This window comes from Streptomyces sp. NEAU-YJ-81, assembly GCF_017592595.1.
Classification (GTDB): Bacteria; Actinomycetota; Actinomycetes; order Streptomycetales; family Streptomycetaceae; genus Streptomyces; species Streptomyces hygroscopicus_B.
In genome coordinates this window covers 69892-88556 of sequence record NZ_JAGFNO010000037.1, presented here as the reverse complement: position 1 = coordinate 88556, position 18665 = coordinate 69892, and the positions used below count along the sequence as shown (strand labels likewise).

Genomic DNA, 18665 nt, shown 5'->3' with positions numbered 1-18665 from the left:
TTTAACGAGCGGCGAACCAGGTGACAAGTAACCCGCCAGTAGCCTTCAGATCGAAGGGGCGGGCTTTTGTCCTGTCTGGGGCCGGGGCCCGGGGAACGGAACGGGAAACCGGTGTTGCTGTCAGGAGAATCTCCATCACCACTGCCATGAAGTACATCCACGCTGCCCACCCCCACCGCGCCGGCCCTGTTCCTCACTGAGGCAGACGGCCGCCCCCGGGAAGCACGTGCACCCCCAAATAGCGTCACTCCAGGACCCTGACCTGCCTTCACGATGGCGGCAGCCCAGTGTTGAGTCTCTCGGCAGGCACTCGCTCGATGCGGGTCCAGCCCCTCCAGCCCCGCTCCTCCAGAATCGCCAACAGCCGCGCGGCGTGCGGTGAGGACTCGACCATGGTTGAGTCCAGGAGGTCGACAAACTGATCATCGATGCCGTCATCGGCACCCACCTCGCCGGCCTCCACAGCGCGAACCATCAAGCGCTCCATGATGTCGGCGACCTCGACGATCCGCGGATCGTCGGCCGGCCAGTCGAGTGCCCCGCTGAGAAGGCTGTAGAGCTTCACCATCTCGGGGTCGTCCAGCTCCTCGTGCTTCTTGGCGATCACGGAGTCGATCGAATGCGGCACCTGGGCAGCGATCATGATCCAGGCGTCCCGCTCCATCTCGATGTACCGCTCCTCAACGCCGAGACCGCGCAGCCGGTCGAGGTAGTCCACAACGCTCTGCGGGAGCGCCAGGTGCTCTCCGGCGGCGAGCCTGGCGAGTCGGCTGCGAGTGTTCTGCAGCCGCCGGATCTCGGCGCGCAGGGCCTTGTCGATCTCCTGGACGCCGCCGGCGAACTCCTCCGGGGCGGCGTCGAGGAGTTCCTGCACCCGGGCCAGCGGCACGCCGGCGTCTGCGAGGGTGCGGATCCGGATCAGTCGCACGACCGCGACAGCGTCGTAGTTCCGGTATCCGGACCGGTCGCGCTCGGGCTCCGGCAGCAACCCGATCCGGTGGTAGTGGCGTACCGCCCGCACCGTCACCCCGGCGTACGCCGCAAGCTGGCTGATGGTGAGCATGGGTCTCAGACTGCCTCAGGCGATCTTCCGGCGATAGGCGGCCATCGCGAAGATGTACGCCACGACGAGGATGCTGACGCACCATGCGAGGGCGGTCCAGATGTCGTCGCCGACCGGCTGCTGGGCGAACAGGTTGCGGATCGTGTTGACGATCGACGTCACCGGCTGATGTTCGGCGAACCAGCGCACCGGGCCGGGCATCGTCTTTGTGGGCACGAACGCCGAACTGACGAACGGCAGGAAGATGAGAGGGTAGGCGAACGCGCCCGCGCCCTCGACCGACGACGCAGAGAGCCCGGGGATCACGGCGAGCCAGGTCAGCGCCAGGGTGAACAAGAGCAGGATGCCGGCGACCGCGAGCCATGCCGACGCTCCTGCCCCGGAGCGGAAGCCCATGAGCACAGCGACGCCCACGACGAGCACGAGAGCGATCAGGTTGGCGACCAGAGAGGTGACGACGTGGGCCCACAGCACACCCGACCGAGCGATCGGCATGGACTGGAATCGCTCGAAGATCCCGCTCTTCACATCGGTGAACAGCCGGTACGCGGTGTAGGAGATGCCTGAGGCGATGGTCATGAGCAGGATGCCGGGCAGCATGTAGTTCACATACGAAACCGACCCGGTATCGATGGCGCCGCCGAACACGTAGACGAACATCAGCATCATGGCGACCGGCGTGATGGCGGTCGTGATGATGGTGTCCATGCTGCGTGTGACATGGCGCAGGGTCCGCCCCGTGAGCGCGACAGTGTCGTTGAAGAAGTACGCGTTCATGCTCGTCCCCCAGTTGTCGTGCCAGTGACGTCGCTCTTGTCGATGCCCCCGATGACTGCGAGGAAGATCTCCTCGAGAGTCGGCTGCTTCTCGACGTACTCGACCTTGGCGGGCGGGAAGAGCTGCTTGAGCTCGGCGAGGGTGCCGTTCACGATGATCCGACCCTGGTGGAGGATCGCGATCCGGTCGGCCAATTGCTCGGCCTCTTCCAGGTACTGCGTGGTGAGCAGCACCGTCGTGCCGTGGTCGGCGAGCTCCTTGACCGCGTCCCACACCTCGATGCGCGCCTCGGGGTCGAGTCCGGCCGTCGGCTCGTCCAGGAAAATCACCGGCGAATTCCCGATGAGGCTCATCGCGATGTCCAGCCGGCGGCGCATCCCACCCGAATACGTGGACACTCGCCGCGCGCCCGCCTCGCTCAGCGAGAAACGCCTGAGCAGGTCATCCGCGATCGCGCCCGGGTCCTTGAGGTGGCGCAGCCTGGCGACGAGGGCAAGGTTCTCCCGACCGCTGAGGATCTCGTCGACGGCCGCGAACTGCCCGGTGAGACTGATGGACTCCCGCACGTCCGCCGGGTGCGTGGCAACGTCGAAGCCATTGACGCTCGCCGCCCCCGCGTCGGCTTTCAGAAGTGTGGCGAGGATCCTCACGGTGGTGGTCTTGCCCGCCCCGTTGGAGCCGAGCAGGGCGAAGATGCTGCCCGGCGCCACGCCGAAGTCCACACTGCGCAGCACTTCGAGCTTCCCGTACGACTTCTTGAGACCTTGCACGCGAATCGCCGGACCGGCGATCGATTGGGCCGTCATGGTCATCTGCCTCCTTCGCGGAGCTGTTCCACGCGACTGCGAGGACGCCCCTGCCGGAAGGATGGAGGGTTGACCCAGCGTCAAGGTCAAGCCCGCTCCGACCACGGCATTCAGATCGCCGGTCGGTCAGACACATCGCAGCGATGACGGACCGCTCCCCCCGAGCTCGTTCGGCCGCGAACCCTCCATACTCATAGACTTCGGTGAACCACTCACGCGTTGGTTCCTGCGACTCACCGGCCAGAAATCAACGAACCCGCCTGCTTCGCCCGGTGGCAAGGTGGAGCCGGGCGAGGCGCCGCGTGCGGCGGCGGCACGAGAGCTGCTGGAGGAGACCGGCCTGCGCACCGAGTTGCTGCCCGAGCCCGCGGCCGTGGCGGTGCGTTCCTACCGGGCCGACTGGTTTCCGACGCTGGGCCTGTCCTACGCCGCGATCGTGGGACGCGATGTGCCGCTCGCCGGGGAGCAGAACCAGCCGGCGGCATGGTTCCGTCTGGATACAGGCTGGGACAGCGTCTTCCCCGAGGACCGCGAGCGGATCCGTGCGCACGCTCGCCGTCTGGCAGCCGGCCGGGCGGTCGGCTCCCGCTGAGGTAGGCCCTTGGCCGCCGTTCACAGGAGGGCCTCGATCCGGTCGAGGTCGGCCGAGGGCAGGGTGACGAGCTCAAGGTCGTGCAGGAAGCGGCACCACACCGGCTCCAGGCCGGGTTCGCGTTCGAACTCCTCACGGCCCAGGCACCCGTTGGCATACGCGGCGGTCCGCAGCGCGTGCTGCCGCAGCTGGGCTGGGTGGATCCACCGAGGGGCGCGGACCTCCCGGGGCGAGGGGCACAGCGACCCGGAAACCTCGGCCTGGAAGATCCACCAGTGGTGGCCGACCGGACCGCTGGGCGTGCGGCGGCAGCGGTTGGGCCGCCACTGATCCAGCAACAGGTGCAGGTGGGTGACGGTGAGACCGACCTCTTCGGTGACCTCGTCGCGGGCGGCCTGCTCGGGGCCGCCATGCTCGTCGACGTGGCCGGCGACCGGGGCGATTCCGGCCGGAGGAATCGCCCGCTCGAAGACGAGCAGGCCGCTCGGGGAGGAGATCAGTACCCCGACGCTTGCGTGGTCACAGAGGCGGGCCCCGCCGCCGGGAGCCGGGGCGGCCGGGGTCATGCGGCGGCCTCCGGCCGTTGGGCGACGACGACGAGCCAGCTCGTCACGGCCGGGGCATCGGGGGTGGTCATGGCGTAGGCGGTGTCGAGGATCTGCATCCGCTGGGCGTGGGTGAAGTCGCCCTCGGGCCGCGCGAAGACGGGGATGGATAGCCACGCCTTCTTCTCGGCCATGGTGCTGTGCTGGGCGGTGAGCTCTGTGCCGACGACCGTCAGTCCGGCTGCGGTCAGCTGCTCGGTGACTGTTTTCATCGGCAGCTTCGGCGGCCTGTCCGCGTCGCGCGGCGGTGGGGTGTATCCGTGGGCCTCAGCGGCGACTTGGCGGATGAGGGCGTTCAGGGAAGGCCCGGTGCGGGTGGACAGTTCGTCGGGGTGCCGGACGCCGGCGAAGCCACCGCCGATGTTGAAGACGAAGTGCCCGCCTGGGCGCAGGATGTGGGCGACGGCCGCGAATACTGCGGCGGTATCGGTCTTCCAGATCGCGGAGTTGCACACCACGGCATCGGCGCTGCTGGCGTGCAGGTGGTCGGCGAGCCGTTCGGCGGGGAGGTGATCCAGGTCAGGCGGGCGTCGGTCAGGGTGCGGCGGCCGACACGCTGCATCGCGGCAGCGTTGTCGACGGAGACGACCCGGGCCCGGGCCGGGATCAGGTCGAGGATCGCGCGGGCGGTCGCGCCGGCTCCGCCGCACAGGTCGACCACCAGGCTGGCGTTGGCCAGATGGCCTCGACGGGCGAGGTCGCGGCTGGTTGCGTCGTACATGGGGTGGGCGCGGGTGAAGGCGTTGTACGCCTCGGCGTTGCTGTCCTCGTTCCAGCCGAGGATGGCGTCCTGGGGTGCCATGTTGCTGTGGCCTCGCTTCTCAGGGCGGCCCGGCAGTGCAGGCCGGGCGTTCGGACAGGGTCAAAAGAGCGTGGACTGTACGGCGGCGGGCGGTGATGAGAACTGTGCGCCGAGGGCGATGCGCCGGCCCTTGAGGGTGCCGAGGTCGAGCAGGTAGGGCAGTTGTTTACCGTCGCAGTCGAGGGTGGCGAGGACCTGGGAGCCGAGGCAGGAGAACACCGTCAGCCCGTGCTCACCGGAGCGTGTGTCGTGCGGGTACAAGGCGCGCCCGGTCTCCGGCGTCCGCAGCAGGTCGCCTTCGCCGGGCGGCGTCCACGGCTCCGGTGTGGCCGGGACGTTCAGGCCGCTCAGGGCCGCGGTGGCGCGGTCGACGTGCTGCTGGTGGGCGGCGCTGGCCGGGGCGAGGTCGCGCAGCTCGGCCAGGGCCGTCAGCTTGGCCGCGGCTCGCACGGTCTGCGTCAGGCCGAGGTGGCGGGCGAGGGCTGAAGGGTGTCTTTATTGCCGTACGGCGACTGACCAGGGGCTTTGCGATCGTTTGAGTATGGGCATGATCAGTAGTTGTGGGACTGCGACTGCTCTACCTGATCTTCTGCCGCTTACTGAGCTGCTTCCTCCTGCTGTGCCGTTCGCTTGCCGCAAACAACGCCGAGATCCTGGCGCTGCGTCATGAGGTCGCCGTCCTGCGCCGACAGGTCGATCGGCCGCGATTGTCGTGGGCCGATCGTGCCGTGCTCTCCGCCCTCGCCCGGCACCTGCCACCGGTCTTACGCCGCTACCGGCTGGTCACTCCGGGCACGCTGCTGACCTGGCACCGGCGTCTGGTGCGCTGGAAGTGGCGCCAAGCATCGGTCATACCCGGCCGTCCGCCGTTGCCGGACGAGATGGTCGCGCTCATCCAGCGCCTGGCGAGGGAGAACCCGACCTGGGGGTACGTCAGGATCCAGGGCGAACTTCGCCGGCTCGGTCATCGGGTCGCCGCCACCACAATCCGGCGTGTGCTTCGCCGCTCCGGACTACCACCGGCACCGCAGCGCGCATCACGGCAGACCTGGCCTACCTTCCTCCGAGCCCAGGCCCACACGTTTCTGGGTTGCGACTTCATGCACGTGGACACCGTCTTCCTCAGGCGTCTCTATGTCTTCTTCGTCATGGAAATCAGGACTCGGCGCGTCCATGTCCTGGGCGTCACCGCCCACCCCACCGGTGCATGGGTTACTCAACTCGCCCGCAACCTGCTCATGGATCTCGAGGAGAGGGCTGGGTGCTTCCGGTATCTCATCCGTGATCGGGACAGCAAGTTCACCGCCGCATTCGATGCCGTCTTCACCGGCAACGGCATCGCCGTCATCCCAACCCCGCCGCAAAGCCCGCGGTTCAATGCGTTCGCCGAACGGTGGATACGCACAGCCCGTACTGAATGCACCGACCGACTCCTCATCGCCGGCGAACGACACCTACGCACAGTCCTCAACCAGTACGCCCAGCACTACAACGCCGGACGAGCCCACCGCAGGCTCGATCTGCGAGCACCAGACGACGACCCGAACGTCATCCCCCTGCCCGCTGCCACGGTCAGGCGTCGACAAGTACTTGGCGGACTACTCAACGAGTACCACACCACACCACGCCACTCCGACTGCCTCACCATCCACAGGAAAAGCCCAGCTCAGCAGCCTGATCGGCATATTGACACCCTTCAGGGGTGATCCGAGCTGTTCCAGGCCCCACGTGGCCACCGCGCAGTGCGCCTCCCAGACGCCCGCTGGGAAGACGTCGCCTGCGGGAGGGTCCGGGTCGACCAGCTGCTGCGGCCCGGCCGACGCCCGGCCCGCCGGATGGTAGAACCGGGCATGACCTTCTTGACGCCGGGCGTGGCGGCTGCCGGTATCAAAGCGACAGGGAGCGTGGCCAGCGCGCTGGTCGGGCGGTACCGGCCTGTGGGTGTTCCCCGGCTGGGCAGCAGGGAAGACCGCGCGGAGGCGTACCGCCGGTTGCTGGACGCCTCCACCCGCTCGTTCAACTACGCGTACCAGTTCGCCCACCTGAAGCGCGAGGTCGGACGCGCCGCGCACAAGCTGCTGCTGGGCCAGACCCCCCAGGCGTGGGAGGTCAGCAGCGAGCTCATCAGCGCGCTGCACGGGGTCCGGCTGTGCGGCAGCGTCCACGTCATCGCCGCGGCGGAAACCCTCGTCGAGGCCATCAGCAATCTGGAGCTGGACGAGAAGAGCGCCCGCCGATCCCAGCGGCAGGCCGAGGCCGTGGTCACCGCGCAGAGGGCTTTCCTGGACGTCTGCCGGAAGGATCTCGCCTACATCGCACGCTGGTACCAGGTGCGCCGCCGCCGCGCAGAACGCCGCTTCCTCCGCGAGTAGACCGGGAACTGAGGATGCCCGTAGCGGCCGATATCAGGACGTTCGGCTCCACCGCATGCCGCTCCTGGTGTATCGAGACCGCTTCCGACGTGCCCCCGTTGACAGCTATTTCCAACGGGGGCACGTTGCTTTCGTCTCGCGAGGACCGACCCCAGGTTCCGTACACCGAGCGTCGCCTCGGAGCCTGCTCGCCGCCACGCCGACCCGTCCGACACCTCACCAGCACCGGGAGTACACCTTGACCGGCACACCGCTCTCCACGACTACCGTCGCCGACCAGGCCGCCGCTGTGGCTCATATCGCCGAGCATGTCAGCGGTGCCTCCCGCGTCCTCGCCGAAACAACCGCGGTTCTCGACTCCTCTATGCACCGGCTCATGATCGACCCTGAGACTCGGACCGTCTGGTGGGCGTACGACAACGCGCCGCTGGACACTGACGGATGGACGGTTGAGCAGCTCACCCCCGAGGCCGCCGCCGAGCAGCTCAGCGACCACATTGAGCTCATCCAGGACAGGATGGCCGACGCTGCCCGCCCGGACTCCGCCTACGCCATGGGCTTCGCCGACCTCGACCGCGACCAGGATGTCCTGGACGAATACACCGAGATCATGCGCCTGGCCCTGCCCGCCGAACCGCAGCAGATGGCCCAGCGGATCCGCCGCCAACGTGAACTGCTCACCCGGCAGGACGCATTGTGGCAGCGGGCCTACGCCAATTTGGTGCGCGAGCTCGTCGGCCCGGAACGCGGAGGGAAGAGCCGCGCGGCCGCACCACTGGGCGTGACGGACGTACAGGTCGGGCGCATCATCCGCGAAGACGACCAGCGGCGGGCCGCGCTGGCCGCCACGGTCCACGAGGCAAGCGATCTCCACTCGACACGGTGACCTGCGCCGTTCAGAGCGCTCGCTGCCACGGCGCTGACGCTACGGTCCGCCTATGCTCTTGACCGCGCATCCATTCCAGCGCGCCGGGGCCTGGGCGGCCGCAGCGCTGTCCGGCCGACGTCGACGAGCCGCTGCTCCGGAGCGTTCTCGATCGTTTGCTGCCGGACGAACAGTCCGTACGGGCGGTCGGCCGCGATGGCGGACAGGCCGATCCGTTCGAAGCCAGCGAACTGCTGAATCGCGCGAGGTTCGCTCGAGGTCAGCAACGGCCTGCCGATCGTGCTGCTGACGAAGCGGGGCGCGCGCAAGGTCGCCAGCATCGAGCGGGCCGCGTGGTGGCCGCGGGCCGTGCCAGTCTCCCCGGACACGACGTGATGGGGCATACGCCTCCGCTGTCGGTACTTGAGCCCATACAACAGCAACGACCGACGAAGAGAAGGGCGCGGATCGCGCCCTTCTTCGTCATGCGCCCCAACACTTCTGAGCGCAGCGGAGTCATCACCTGCCGTCCCCGGGGGGCACCAACAACCGTCACGGTGAGACGGGGAAGGCAATCGGCACGGTGCCGCCCGCGATCCGCACGACCGCATCGAGGTCCGGTTCGCCGTCGTTGTTCACGACGATGTGCCGAGCACCGGACCAGGCGCACCCCCGGCCCCCGAGCTGCTGCCAAAAGGAGGACCAGTCGGCCAGTTTGGCCTGGTCGCGGGGCAGGCCCCGTTCGGTCAGCCGCGTACGAACGTTCTCCGGGGAGGTCCGTACCTCGACCACGACGACGGGTGTCTGTGCGGGCCAGGACGCCTGGTCGGCGGAGGCGGTCAGGAAGTCGGAGTCGGCGAGGTATGCCGCGAAGGGGGCGTCCAGGACGACGGGCAGGCCGAGCCGCAGGTTGTCCGCCGCCGTGGCGAACAGCGCCTTGTACTCGGCCGGCATCAACCGCTCGACGTAGGTCGGGTCGTCTTCGCGGCCTCCCGCGCGCCGTCCGACCAGTTCGAGGGCGGCGTCCACGAGGTCGCCGGCCAGGGAGTCCTTATCGAGGTAGGCCGCGCGGAGCCGGCGTGCGAGTTCCCGGGCGACGTGGGACTTTCCCGAGCCCGCGGGGCCGATCGCGATGAAGACCGGGGGTGCTCCGGACGCGGGAGAGGCCGGGTCAGGCGCGGGCATCGGCCACCGCCTCCAGGAAGGTGCGGGCCGCCGCGCGGACCGGGTGCGGCTCGGTGCTCTCCCGCTGCGCCGCCTTGGTGATGAAGCTTCCGACGCCGACCGCCGCGACCCCGGCGTCGAACCACTCGCCTACGTTCCCCGGCGACACACCTCCGGCCGGGACCAGGGGGATGTGGCCGAGCGGTTCGAGTACCGCACGAGCGTAGTCGCGGTTGAGGACCGAGGAGGGGAACAGCTTGACCAGGTCGGCGCCCCCTGTAGCTGCCTGGACGATCTCCGTGGGGGTCGCGGCCCCGCAGATACTGACGGCCTGGTAGCGGCCCGCGGTCTCCAGCATCCCGAGGTCGACATGCGGGCTGACCAGGAAGCGTGCTCCGGCCTGAATGCTCGCGTAGGCCGACGTCGCGTCGAACACGCTGCCGGCGCCGATCTCGGCTTCGGGGTGCTCCTCGCTCAGCCGTTGGATCACGTCCAGCGCGCCCGGTGTGGTGAGCGTGACCTCGACCGCGCGTATCCCTCCCGCGATGGCCTCGCAGGCCACCTCGTAGGACGCCTCCGCGGTGGGGAGGCGCACGATCAGCACCGTCCCCGTGTCACTGATGGCATTCAAGGTGCGCAGCTTGCGCATGGGGTCACCTCAACGAAATCGGATGGTCGGGGGTGTTGACAGAGCTTAAGCAGCCCTGTTTCGGTATTGCAATCGATCTCGGAGATCGATTGCAGTGACCGGACTCGAAGAGCACAATCAGTAGAAGCTGCTCTGTATCGAAAGTTGGGAGACGCGTCGTGAGACGTCCGCGAACGGCCGTGCTGGGTGCCCGGCACTGGCACGTACACCTGCATGTCAGCGCCTGGGTGGACACTCACGAAGTCGTGGCCGTCCAGGACGAGGAGCCCGACCAGGTCACGGGCATCGCCCGACGCCTCGACGCGCCCGTGTACGGGGACGTCGGCGAAGCGCTGGATGCATGCCCCCTGGACCTGGCCTACGTCTTCGGTCCGCACGACCGGATGGTCGACACGTGCCTGGCCCTGATCGAGCGCGGCATCCCGTTCGTGGTCGAGAAGCCCGGTGGCACGGGGCCCGAGGACGTGGAGCGGATTCGCGACGCGGCCGCAGCAGCCGGGGTGGCGGCGACCGTCCCCTTCGTCCAGCGCGGCGGCCCCGTGGACGACGCACTGTCCCAGGCGGGCGCGCCCACGTACCAACGGTCCAGCTTTGTGGCCGGCCCGCCGGAGCGCTACCACGCGGCAGGCTGCTCCTGGATGCTCGATCCCGCCCGCTCCGGCGGAGGGTGTCTGGTGAACCTCGCGCCGCACTTCGTCGACCTCTTCCTGCAGCGCAGCCGCGCCCGCCGAGTGGAGCTCGTGGCAGCCAACCTGTCCGCGAGCCTGCACGGCGAGGGCGTCGAGGACCACGCCACCCTCGTCCTCGCGGGCGACGACGGCAGCGAGGCGATCATCGAGGTCGGCTACGCCTTCCCGGTGAGTCCCGTCCAGCGGTACTGCTCCTTCACCAGCGCCGGCGACAGCGGATACGTCGACGTGAGTACCTCCGGCGACGTCTCCTTCACGCACACTGCGGGCGGTGTCACCGAGTCGAACACCATCGACGTCGACAGCGACCCCCTGTACGGCGTGTTCGCCCGGCAGGTGGCCGACACCTGGGTGGACGGCTTCGCGGGGCTGCCGACCTTGGACGACCTCGCGGACACAATGAGCCTCATCTGGGCCGCGTACGGGCGGTCCTCCATCGCGTCCCTGGAGGTCAGCCATGGCTGAGGTGAGCATCGACGACGTCGCCGCCCGGGCGGGTGTCCATCGTTCCACGGTTTCCCGCGCGTTCTCCCGGCCGGAAGCCGTGAACGCCAAGACCCGCAAACACGTCCTGGAGGTGGCGGAGAGCCTCGGCTACCGGGTGAACCCACTGGCGCAGGCCCTGCGCCGTCGTGCGAGCCGACTGGTGCCGCTGATCGTCCCGGACATCACCAACCCCTTCTACGGGGAGCTCGCGAGGACCATTGCTGCGGCGGCCGCTGACCGCGGGTACCAGCTGGTGCTGTGCGTGACTGGCGGCGAAGTGGCCCAGACGAACGCGTATTTGACGTCCCTTCAGGAGATGTACGCGCCCTTCGGGATTGTCGCACCGTCGACCACCGTCGACCTCGACGAGCTGCAGAACGTCGCCCTCGGCAGCAAGGTCGTGGTCATCGACCGCGTCGAAGAGGCACAGGTACCGACCGTGACGGTGGACAGCGCCGAGGGCATCGCACTCGCCGTGGACCATCTGCGCGGCCTGGGGCACCGGCGTATCGCCTACGTATCCGGCATCTCCGGGGCGTACACGTCCAAGGACCGCCTGGCCGCCTACGAGGGGCTGGCCGCGGAGCTGGGCATGCCGACGACTGTCCTGGACGGAGGCGCCGGGCCTGATGTGGGGGAGCGGGCCGCCCAGCGTCTGATGGACATGGCGGTCGAGGAACGCCCGACAGCGGTCGTCGCGGCCAATGACATGGTCGCCTTCGCCCTCATCTCCGCTCTTGGTGTGCGCGGTGTGTCCGTCCCCGACGAGGTGTCGGTGATGGGCTTCGACGGCCTGGAGTTCGGCGCCCGGTACAACCCACGGCTGACCACCGTCCGCCAGCCCATCGCCGACATGGGAGTGATCGCCATCGACCTCGCCGAGAAACTCCTCAAGGACGGGGAGACGAGCCATGTCGTTCTGGCTCCGGACCTGCTGGTCCGTGAGTCGACCGCGGAGGTGCCCCGATGAGCCTGCCCGCAGGGTTCCAACACGTCGACCATGTCGCCTTCACGGTGCCCGACCTCGGCGAAGCGGTCACCTTCTTCACGGATGCCTTCGGCGCAGAGGAGCTGTACCGCTCGACGCGCGGGCCCGACGCCGACTTCATGCCCGCCCACTTCGAGGTCCCGGCCGACGCCCATCTGAAACTGGCCATGCTGCGCATGCCGCCGAACCTCAACGTCGAGCTGTTCCAGTGGTGGAGCACCGACCAGCGGAGCGACTACCCGCGCCACTCGGACGCGGGTGGCCACCACCTGTGCTTCACCGTGGCGGACGTCGACACCGCCGTCGAACACCTCCGGTCGCACGGCGCCCGGGTGCTGGGCGGAACCAAGGAGGTCGGCGCCGACAGCCCCCGCGTCGCGGGCAACCGGTGGACCTATCTCCGGGCGCCCTGGGGCCTGTTGATCGAACTGGTCGACCGCTCCCGTGTCCACAGCCCGCCACCCCTGGTCGGCCCCGACGACTGGACCGACCCCTCCCGAACCGGAAAGAACCTGTAATGCGCATCATTGGCCACACCCTCGGCACACCGGAACAGACCCTCCCCGAAGCGCTGCAACTCTTCGCCTCCGCAGGCCTGGAGGGAGCCGAGGTCATCTACCAGAACGACTACCGCGGCGGACTGCCCATCGGTGACACCGCCGCCGCGGCCGAGGCGGCCCGCGTGGCGGACGATCTCGGCGTACCGGTGATGGGGCTCGCCCCGTACACCACCGGCATCAACCACGAGGACCCGACGCAGCGCCGCGCCGCGCTCGACGAACTGCGGTCGGCCATCGACTGCGCCCACCGCGTAGGCGCCACCCGGATCCGCGTGTACGCGGGTTCCTGGGGAGCGGACCGAACCGGCCACGCCGCACACTGGGAGCGCCTGCGCTCGGCACTGATGGAGCTGGCACCGCACGCGGCCGACGCCGGAGTGCTCCTGTGCGTGGAGAACCACTTCGGCACCATGACGCAGTCGGCCAAGGACACGGCCCGGCTGATACGCGAGGTGGACTCACCCGCGGTGCGCGTCCTCTACGACCAGGCGAATCTCACCTTCACCCACGACGAGGCATGGCCGGAGGCGCTGCGGGAGCAGGGCGACCTGATCGGGCACGTCCACGTGAAGGACCTCGTCTTCACCGACCCCAACGCCCCCTTCGTGGCCTCCGAGACGGCCCGTGTGAAGGCGGACGAGCGCGCCGTGCGCTCCCGCGTCGTCGGCGACGGCATCGTGCCCTGGTCGGACATCCTCCCGGCGGTCAAGCAGCGCGGATACGACGACGTGATCAGCCTTGAGTACGAATACCGCTGGCACCCCCAGGATCTCCCGGCTCCGGAGGAGGGCTTCGCCCGGTCCGCCCGTGTGATGCGTTCTCTCCTCGACGAGGCTGCTGGCCTCGCGCCCGCGGAGGTGTCCCGATGAGCACGACCCCGCTGCGTGTCGGCGTGGTCGGCGCCGGGAACATCGCGCACATCGCGCAGCTGCCCACCCTGGTGGCGCGGGACGACGTCGAGCTCGACGTCCTCGTGTCCCGGCGCGAGGACCCCTCCGAACTGGTCCGCCGGTGGGGGTTCTCCACCGCGGCCCCCACCGTCGAACAGGCCCTGGAACGCGACCTGGACGCCCTGTTCGTGTTGACCCCGAGGTCGGAGCACGTCGCCGGCGTGCGCAGCGCGCTGGAGGCGGACGTGGATGTCTTCTGCGAAAAGCCCCTCGCGACCGCGACCAGCGACGCGGAACAGCTCGCCGACCTCGCCGACGAGCACGAGCGCGTACTGATGGTCGGCTTCAACCGCCGCTTCGCGCCGACCTACGTCGCCGCCCGAGAGGAGTTCGGTGACGCCGGTGCCACGTTCTGCGTCGCGCAGAAGAACCGCCGCGGCAGCGAGTACCGCGCGACCTTCGAGAACGCCATCCACATGGTGGACCTGCTGCGCTGGTTCTGCCCGGGCGAACCGGTCGGCGTCTCCGCCCACGCCGCCGGTGACGACCCCTGGCAGGAGGACGGCGTCTCCGCCCTGATCCGGTTCGCCGGCGGCGGCACCGGCGTCCTGACGGCGGCACGGACCGCCGGGGCGTGGGCGGAAAAGCTCGATGCCTACGGCGCCGAACGCTCGGCCGAGGTAGTGGCTCCGGACTCGGTGACCCTCACCAAGGACGGCGTGAGTACCGTGCGCTCGATGAGCCCCGAGGCCTTCGGCTGGGCCACCGCGACGAACACCTTCGGCTTCGCCGCCGCCGTCCACCACTTCCTCGACCGCGTACGAGACCGTGGCGCGCCGCTGACATCGGGGCGGGAAGCCGCCCGCACGCAGGCGCTCCTCGACGACATCCTGCAGGCCGCAGATCTGCCCGTGAAGGAGCAGGAGGGCCGCACCTGGGCCAGCCACGCAACGCGCTGATTCCTCCGGGAGCCTCGAACGGCACCGCACCGAGGCAGGTGTCGACGGCATCCACGCGCGAAGCAGGCTTCCGGAACCGCCGACACTTTCGGCCCAACAACCGGACCGCGGCGCTCTCACCCGCCGCTTGTTCGCACAGATCCCATCCCTCACTGCACTGAGGAGCGCTCAATGGCGAACGCACCAAGAATAGCCTCACCGAACTCCCCCTCCAACCCGGCCAAAGGAGAAGCCCCGCCCCGCAGAAGGCGGTTGAACATCCTGGCCGGCACCGTCGGCCACTTCATCGAGTGGTACGACTGGTACGTCTACGGCCTCCTGGCCGCCGTCTTCTCCAGCCAGATCTTTCCCGGCAGCAGCCCGGCGATGTCGCTGATCAGCGCCCTGCTGACCTACGCGATCGGATTCGTGGTGCGGCCACTGAGCGGCGTCATCATCTCCCCGCTGGCCGACCGCTACGGCCGTCGCATCGTCATGGCCGTAGCGGTCGGCGGCATGACGGTGGGCAGCCTGATCCTCGCGCTCACCCCGCCGTTCTCCGCCATCGGCTACGCGGCACCGCTGCTGTTCCTGCTCGCCCGCGTACTGCAGGGCATCTCGGCCGGCAGCGAGTCGCAGAGCGCCATCGCCTACATGGTGGAGAACGGCTCGACCGACCGGCGGGGCCTGTTCGGCTCGCTGTCGAACGCGGCCAGCAGCCTGGCCACGCTGGCCGCCACCGGCATGGGGGCGCTCGTCATCGCCTCCCTGAGCACCCACGACCTGGAGACGTGGGGCTGGCGCATCCCGTTCGCCGTCGGCGGCGTCCTCGGCATCGTCGGGATGTTGCTGCGCTCGCGCGCCGACGAATCCCCGGAGTTCGAGGCCGCCGTCGAGGACTCCGCCGCCGACAAGAAGCCCGAGACCCTGCGTCTGCGGGAACTGCTGCGCAGGCACCCCAAGGCACTGCTGCAGACCGCGGCTCTGTCGGCCCCGGCCGTCGCCTACTACACCTGGGCCACGTTCCTGCCCACCTACGCACACCTGACCACCGGACGTGACCTGGACTCCGCCCTGGCGGGGAACGCCATCGGGCTGGGCCTGCTGGTGATCATCGTGCCGCTGTGCGGCGCCCTGTCCGACCGCATCGGCCGCCGCAAGCCCTTCCCCATCATCGGGGCCGCGGGCATGGTGGTGCTCTTCTACCCGCTGCTGTTGCTGCTCCAGCAGCCGGGATTCGGCGTCTACGTGACGGTGACCGTCAGCGGCTGGGTGGTCCTGGCCATCTGGCAGGGCGTCTACCCGACGATCCAGGCCGAACTGTTCCCCGCCGCCGTCCGCGTGTCCGGCATCGGTCTGGCCCACCAGATCGTCATCGCGACCCTCGGCGGGACGGCCCCGCTCATCGCCAGCTCCTTCGTCGAAGGGGGCCACCCCATGGGCGTGGCGGTGTACATGACGGCCATCGTCCTGATCTGCCTCATCGTCTACCTGACGCTGCCGGAGACGGGCCGTGCGGGCACGCACGCCGCCGACACCACAACCTCTGCGGCATCCGAGGCCGAGTAATGCCCGGCATCCACGAAATCCACGGCATCGACGGAGGACGCCCCATGACCGCCCCGTCCCAGATCGCGCTGGTCACCGGTTCCAGCGGAGGTATCGGAGCCGCTACCGCCGAACGTCTGCACGCAACGGGCGCGGTGGTCATCGGCTGCGACCGCACGGCACCGGACAGCCTCCCGAAGTGGCTCGCGGACTTCCGTGAGCTCGACGTCACCGACGAGCAGGCGGTACGCGACACTGTGACCGGGATCCGGGCACAGTACGGAGCGATCGACGTCCTGGTGCACGCCGCCGGCGTCCTCGGCAACGAGCCGGACCTCCTTACGACCCCGAGCTCCGAGTTCGCCCGGGTGATGGCGATCAACGCCACGGGTGCCTTCTCCGTACTGCGCGAAGTCGGCCTCGTGATGAAGGCCCAGCGCTCCGGCTCCATGGTCGCGGTGGCCTCGGTCGCTGCCAAGGAGGCCCGTCGCGCGTACGTCCCGTACAACGCCAGCAAGGCGGCCGTGCTGAACATCTGCTGGTCGCTGGCTCTGGAACTCGGCCCGGACAACGTGTCGGTCAACTGCGTGTGCCCCGGCCCGGTCAACACCGCCATGTGGGCACAGCTCGCCGACCGCGCCGGCGGCGGCGACCCCGAGGGGGACCGGCGCGCCCGCCAGGCCCGGGCCGCGCAGATCCCGATGGGCCGGTTCGCCGAACCGGAGGAGGTGGCGGCGACCATCGCCTTCCTCACCGACCCGGCCAACCGCTACCTGACCGGTCTGAGCCTGGATATCGCCGGCGGCGCGCGGCTGGGGATGGGCAGTTGATGGAGCTCGCTGCTGCCCGTTCAGCCCCTGCACAACAAGGAATCCCGGTCGTAACCGCCCTGCCCCCGAGCGCACGATGGGGTAACTCAAAGATTGAAGGGAAAACCCAATGATCATCAACACGTTTTCATATCTTTGGTCGGCAACGGCGATCGACGCGGTATCCGAGTTGGTTCAGAATGGATACAGCACCTTCGAGGTTCCCATCAGTTCTCCACATTGCTGGCCCGAAGAGATCTCCAGCTCCGAGCGTTCGGTAATGCTGGCGACGCTCAACGAGAACGGCGCTAAGATCCGTTCCTTGAATGCCGGCGGATATGACATCAATCTGGCCAGTCCTGGTGCCAGCATGCGCCGGAAGAGCATCGAGCACATCGCGTCGGTGATTGATCTTGCAGTAGCTTGGGATGTCCCGGAAGTTGTGATCTCACCCGGCACGCGGCGTCCGATGATCTCGCCCCCGCTCGAGAATGTCTACGGGTGGATGCACGAAAGCCTGGGAGAACTGATCCCGCTGGCCAAGCGGGCGGGGAAACGACTGCTCTTCGAGAACACCCCCTACTGCTTTGCGCCGACGATCGGGGAACTGGCAGATATCGTCGACGCAGTCAATGATGATGCACTAAAAATCGTGTACGACGTCGCGAACGCTGCCTACATCGGGGACGATCCCGTATCGGGTCTGAGCTCACATCACGAATCGGTTGCCCTCATGCACATCTCGGACACGAGTACGGAAACGTGGGGCCATGACCCCATCGGCACTGGGGTGATCGATTGGAAAGAGCTGGGTAAAGCACTCAACGAGACAATCGGCATAGACAACGTCGTGCTCGAAATCATCCGCGAAGAGAAGCCCCTTGAAGAATTCGCGAAGGCGATGCGTGACCTCAGTGAAGAAGGTTGGAATCTCGGAGAGTGATATCGGCGCCTCGGGGTTCTGGGCGACCCCGGGAGTCGAAGTGCCTCGAAGAGCATCAGGTGCAGCTGTCACGACTCGTGTGGCCTGCTGACTATGCCCGATGAAAATATGCAAGGAGAGTGTGCAATGAGAGTTCTGGTCAGTGGCGGAAGCAGCGGAATCGGTGCGTCTGCAAGCCTGAGGATCGCAGAGGCGGCGCTTGCCCGTGGCGAACAGCCGATGATTGCGGTATCCGGCCTTACCGCGAACGCACGACAAGAGGAGGTCGTCCGGTCGATCCAGTCGATGGGCGGCAAAGCCATTGCATTGACAGGAGACCTGGGTGATCCTGCCGTGCCCGGTCAACTGGTAGCCGCTGCGGTCGACGAGTTTGGCGGCTTGGATGCGCTGGTGGCAAATGCCGGAATCGCCAACCCTGGCGCACTGAAGGACCTCTCCCTGGAGGACTGGGACGGCATGTTCTCCGTCAACCTCCGCGGAGCGTGGCTGCTCGCCAAAGCAAGTTACCCGCACCTGAAGGACAGTCGCGGGTCCGCCTGTTTCACCTCATCGATGTCCGGCCAACTCCCGCACGCCGGGTCGGGTGCTTACAGTCCGACCAAGGCTGCGCTCACGATGTTGGCTCAGACACTCGCACTGGAATGGGCACCTGACGGGATCCGCGTGAACGTGGTGTCCCCGGGCATGACTCGCACGCAGATGACTGAACAAATGTACATCGACCCAGAAGTCAAGAAGGCGAGGGAAGGTATCATCCCATTGTCGAAAATTGGCGACCCGATGGATATTGCGAACGTGATCGAGTTTCTTGTCAGTCCGCTGGCAGGGTATGTGACCGGCCAAGATGTTTGCGTCGATGGAGGTTTCTCCAAGTCCATTCTCAGTCACATTCCCGGTCGGCCCAGCTCAAAGCTCTGACGGGAACTGTTCAACCGGCTTGACAGTCACACAGCGGTGCACCCTAAAGGGTGTTACACAAGGCCGTGAACTGGGCATCTCCGGTGCGCGGATGTGCGGTGATGAGAGCTGAACGCGTGTGGGTGGAGACATTCACGGGGCTGCCAAAGGAGCAGTTCGGGCGGCCGCTGAAACACGGTCTGGGGCCGCGGGAGTGAGGGG

General features: G+C 68.0%; 22 protein-coding genes and 1 pseudogene. 13 read left to right on the top strand and 10 right to left on the bottom strand.

Annotated features, from left to right (window positions below):
* Positions 1 to 268: 268 nt before the first annotated feature.
* The 3 genes from J5X86_RS43910 to J5X86_RS43900 are packed head-to-tail and all read right to left on the bottom strand — an operon-like array spanning position 269 to position 2646.
* On the bottom strand, positions 269 to 1063 hold the full coding sequence (locus J5X86_RS43910) for a MerR family transcriptional regulator (RefSeq protein ID WP_208522213.1): 795 nt from the start codon (positions 1061 to 1063) through the stop codon (positions 269 to 271).
* Positions 1064 to 1078: 15 nt separating this feature from the next.
* Positions 1079 to 1840, bottom strand: coding sequence for an ABC transporter permease (locus J5X86_RS43905; protein WP_208522212.1), 762 nt, complete (start codon positions 1838 to 1840; stop codon positions 1079 to 1081).
* Positions 1837 to 2646 carry an ABC transporter ATP-binding protein gene (locus J5X86_RS43900; RefSeq protein WP_208522211.1) on the bottom strand — a complete coding sequence of 270 codons (810 nt, stop codon included), beginning with the start codon at positions 2644 to 2646 and terminating at the stop codon, positions 1837 to 1839. Before J5X86_RS43900 ends, J5X86_RS43905 begins: the two co-directional genes overlap by 4 nt.
* 187 nt (positions 2647 to 2833) lie before the next feature.
* On the opposite strand from J5X86_RS43900, the gene J5X86_RS43895 reads away from it, so the two are divergent.
* The gene (locus J5X86_RS43895) at positions 2834 to 3238 is read left to right on the top strand and encodes an NUDIX domain-containing protein (protein WP_374229434.1); all 405 of its coding nucleotides are present in this window, start codon (positions 2834 to 2836) and stop codon (positions 3236 to 3238) included.
* Positions 3239 to 3258: 20 nt separating this feature from the next.
* On the opposite strand, the gene J5X86_RS43890 is transcribed toward J5X86_RS43895, so the two are convergent.
* The 4 genes from J5X86_RS43890 to J5X86_RS43880 all read right to left on the bottom strand — a co-directional run bounded on the left by J5X86_RS43890 (position 3259) and on the right by J5X86_RS43880 (position 5095).
* A complete protein-coding gene (locus J5X86_RS43890; RefSeq protein WP_208522210.1) occupies positions 3259 to 3804 on the bottom strand; it encodes an NUDIX domain-containing protein in 546 nt (181 codons plus the stop codon).
* Complete coding sequence (locus J5X86_RS51435) at positions 3801 to 4055, bottom strand: hypothetical protein (protein ID WP_243983021.1); 255 nt, start codon at positions 4053 to 4055, stop codon at positions 3801 to 3803. The genes J5X86_RS43890 and J5X86_RS51435 overlap by 4 nt, the downstream gene beginning before the upstream one ends.
* Positions 4056 to 4138: 83 nt before the next feature.
* Entirely contained in the window at positions 4139 to 4645 is a 507-nt protein-coding gene (locus J5X86_RS51430) for a class I SAM-dependent methyltransferase (protein ID WP_243983019.1), read from the bottom strand.
* Positions 4646 to 4705: 60 nt separating this feature from the next.
* A complete protein-coding gene (locus J5X86_RS43880; protein ID WP_208522209.1) occupies positions 4706 to 5095 on the bottom strand; it encodes a hypothetical protein in 390 nt (129 codons plus the stop codon).
* Between the two features lie 110 nt (positions 5096 to 5205).
* Between J5X86_RS43880 and J5X86_RS43875 the strand changes: the two are divergent.
* From J5X86_RS43875 to J5X86_RS43865, 3 genes and pseudogenes are all read left to right on the top strand, one after another.
* Positions 5206 to 6323 (top strand): annotated as a pseudogene (locus tag J5X86_RS43875) (integrase core domain-containing protein).
* A 172-nt stretch (positions 6324 to 6495) separates the two neighbouring features.
* Entirely contained in the window at positions 6496 to 7017 is a 522-nt protein-coding gene (locus tag J5X86_RS43870; protein WP_243983017.1) for a hypothetical protein, read from the top strand.
* A gap of 238 nt (positions 7018 to 7255) precedes the next feature.
* On the top strand, positions 7256 to 7903 hold the full coding sequence (locus tag J5X86_RS43865; RefSeq protein ID WP_208522208.1) for a hypothetical protein: 648 nt from the start codon (positions 7256 to 7258) through the stop codon (positions 7901 to 7903).
* A gap of 50 nt (positions 7904 to 7953) precedes the next feature.
* On the opposite strand, the gene J5X86_RS43860 is transcribed toward J5X86_RS43865, so the two are convergent.
* The 3 genes from J5X86_RS43860 to J5X86_RS43850 all read right to left on the bottom strand — a co-directional run bounded on the left by J5X86_RS43860 (position 7954) and on the right by J5X86_RS43850 (position 9695).
* Positions 7954 to 8286 (bottom strand): hypothetical protein, encoded by a 333-nt coding sequence (locus tag J5X86_RS43860; protein ID WP_208522207.1) that lies wholly within the window; start codon positions 8284 to 8286, stop codon positions 7954 to 7956.
* Between the two features lie 148 nt (positions 8287 to 8434).
* Complete coding sequence (locus J5X86_RS43855) at positions 8435 to 9067, bottom strand: AAA family ATPase (RefSeq protein ID WP_208522206.1); 633 nt, start codon at positions 9065 to 9067, stop codon at positions 8435 to 8437.
* A complete protein-coding gene (locus J5X86_RS43850) occupies positions 9054 to 9695 on the bottom strand; it encodes a bifunctional 4-hydroxy-2-oxoglutarate aldolase/2-dehydro-3-deoxy-phosphogluconate aldolase (RefSeq protein ID WP_208522205.1) in 642 nt (213 codons plus the stop codon). Before J5X86_RS43850 ends, J5X86_RS43855 begins: the two co-directional genes overlap by 14 nt.
* 158 nt (positions 9696 to 9853) lie before the next feature.
* Between J5X86_RS43850 and J5X86_RS43845 the strand changes: the two genes are divergently transcribed.
* The 9 genes from J5X86_RS43845 to J5X86_RS43805 all read left to right on the top strand — a co-directional run bounded on the left by J5X86_RS43845 (position 9854) and on the right by J5X86_RS43805 (position 18464).
* Positions 9854 to 10849, top strand: a complete 996-nt coding sequence (locus tag J5X86_RS43845; RefSeq protein ID WP_208522204.1) for a Gfo/Idh/MocA family protein — start codon at positions 9854 to 9856, stop codon at positions 10847 to 10849.
* Positions 10842 to 11840, top strand: a complete 999-nt coding sequence (locus J5X86_RS43840; protein ID WP_208522203.1) for a LacI family DNA-binding transcriptional regulator — start codon at positions 10842 to 10844, stop codon at positions 11838 to 11840. Before J5X86_RS43845 ends, J5X86_RS43840 begins: the two co-directional genes overlap by 8 nt.
* Entirely contained in the window at positions 11837 to 12376 is a 540-nt protein-coding gene (locus J5X86_RS43835; protein WP_208522202.1) for a VOC family protein, read from the top strand. Before J5X86_RS43840 ends, J5X86_RS43835 begins: the two co-directional genes overlap by 4 nt.
* On the top strand, positions 12376 to 13287 hold the full coding sequence (locus tag J5X86_RS43830; protein WP_208522201.1) for a sugar phosphate isomerase/epimerase: 912 nt from the start codon (positions 12376 to 12378) through the stop codon (positions 13285 to 13287). The genes J5X86_RS43835 and J5X86_RS43830 overlap by 1 nt, the downstream gene beginning before the upstream one ends.
* Positions 13284 to 14267 (top strand): Gfo/Idh/MocA family protein, encoded by a 984-nt coding sequence (locus tag J5X86_RS43825; RefSeq protein ID WP_208522200.1) that lies wholly within the window; start codon positions 13284 to 13286, stop codon positions 14265 to 14267. The genes J5X86_RS43830 and J5X86_RS43825 overlap by 4 nt, the downstream gene beginning before the upstream one ends.
* A 252-nt stretch (positions 14268 to 14519) precedes the next feature.
* Complete coding sequence (locus tag J5X86_RS43820; RefSeq protein ID WP_243983015.1) at positions 14520 to 15815, top strand: MFS transporter; 1296 nt, start codon at positions 14520 to 14522, stop codon at positions 15813 to 15815.
* 44 nt (positions 15816 to 15859) lie between these two features.
* Entirely contained in the window at positions 15860 to 16624 is a 765-nt protein-coding gene (locus tag J5X86_RS43815; RefSeq protein WP_167500753.1) for an SDR family NAD(P)-dependent oxidoreductase, read from the top strand.
* A gap of 109 nt (positions 16625 to 16733) precedes the next feature.
* Entirely contained in the window at positions 16734 to 17546 is an 813-nt protein-coding gene (locus J5X86_RS43810; protein WP_208522198.1) for a sugar phosphate isomerase/epimerase, read from the top strand.
* A 126-nt stretch (positions 17547 to 17672) separates the two neighbouring features.
* Entirely contained in the window at positions 17673 to 18464 is a 792-nt protein-coding gene (locus J5X86_RS43805; RefSeq protein WP_208522197.1) for an SDR family NAD(P)-dependent oxidoreductase, read from the top strand.
* Positions 18465 to 18665 lie beyond the last annotated feature (201 nt).

What these genes read in the sequence shown, in the direction of transcription:
- J5X86_RS43860 (WP_208522207.1), bottom strand. Translation starts at nt 8,286, where the DNA reads ATGCCCCATCACGTCGTGTCCGGGGAGACTGGCACGGCCCGCGGCCAC.
- J5X86_RS43850 (WP_208522205.1), bottom strand. Translation starts at nt 9,695, where the DNA reads ATGCGCAAGCTGCGCACCTTGAATGCCATCAGTGACACGGGGACGGTG.
- J5X86_RS43830 (WP_208522201.1), top strand. Translation starts at nt 12,376, where the DNA reads ATGCGCATCATTGGCCACACCCTCGGCACACCGGAACAGACCCTCCCC.
- J5X86_RS43905 (WP_208522212.1), bottom strand. Translation starts at nt 1,840, where the DNA reads ATGAACGCGTACTTCTTCAACGACACTGTCGCGCTCACGGGGCGGACC.
- J5X86_RS51435 (WP_243983021.1), bottom strand. Translation starts at nt 4,055, where the DNA reads ATGAAAACAGTCACCGAGCAGCTGACCGCAGCCGGACTGACGGTCGTC.
- J5X86_RS43835 (WP_208522202.1), top strand. Translation starts at nt 11,837, where the DNA reads ATGAGCCTGCCCGCAGGGTTCCAACACGTCGACCATGTCGCCTTCACG.
- J5X86_RS43870 (WP_243983017.1), top strand. Translation starts at nt 6,496, where the DNA reads ATGACCTTCTTGACGCCGGGCGTGGCGGCTGCCGGTATCAAAGCGACA.
- J5X86_RS43815 (WP_167500753.1), top strand. Translation starts at nt 15,860, where the DNA reads ATGACCGCCCCGTCCCAGATCGCGCTGGTCACCGGTTCCAGCGGAGGT.
- J5X86_RS51430 (WP_243983019.1), bottom strand. Translation starts at nt 4,645, where the DNA reads ATGGCACCCCAGGACGCCATCCTCGGCTGGAACGAGGACAGCAACGCC.
- J5X86_RS43840 (WP_208522203.1), top strand. Translation starts at nt 10,842, where the DNA reads ATGGCTGAGGTGAGCATCGACGACGTCGCCGCCCGGGCGGGTGTCCAT.
- J5X86_RS43855 (WP_208522206.1), bottom strand. Translation starts at nt 9,067, where the DNA reads ATGCCCGCGCCTGACCCGGCCTCTCCCGCGTCCGGAGCACCCCCGGTC.
- J5X86_RS43805 (WP_208522197.1), top strand. Translation starts at nt 17,673, where the DNA reads ATGAGAGTTCTGGTCAGTGGCGGAAGCAGCGGAATCGGTGCGTCTGCA.
- J5X86_RS43910 (WP_208522213.1), bottom strand. Translation starts at nt 1,063, where the DNA reads ATGCTCACCATCAGCCAGCTTGCGGCGTACGCCGGGGTGACGGTGCGG.
- J5X86_RS43890 (WP_208522210.1), bottom strand. Translation starts at nt 3,804, where the DNA reads ATGACCCCGGCCGCCCCGGCTCCCGGCGGCGGGGCCCGCCTCTGTGAC.
- J5X86_RS43825 (WP_208522200.1), top strand. Translation starts at nt 13,284, where the DNA reads ATGAGCACGACCCCGCTGCGTGTCGGCGTGGTCGGCGCCGGGAACATC.
- J5X86_RS43810 (WP_208522198.1), top strand. Translation starts at nt 16,734, where the DNA reads ATGATCATCAACACGTTTTCATATCTTTGGTCGGCAACGGCGATCGAC.
- J5X86_RS43900 (WP_208522211.1), bottom strand. Translation starts at nt 2,646, where the DNA reads ATGACGGCCCAATCGATCGCCGGTCCGGCGATTCGCGTGCAAGGTCTC.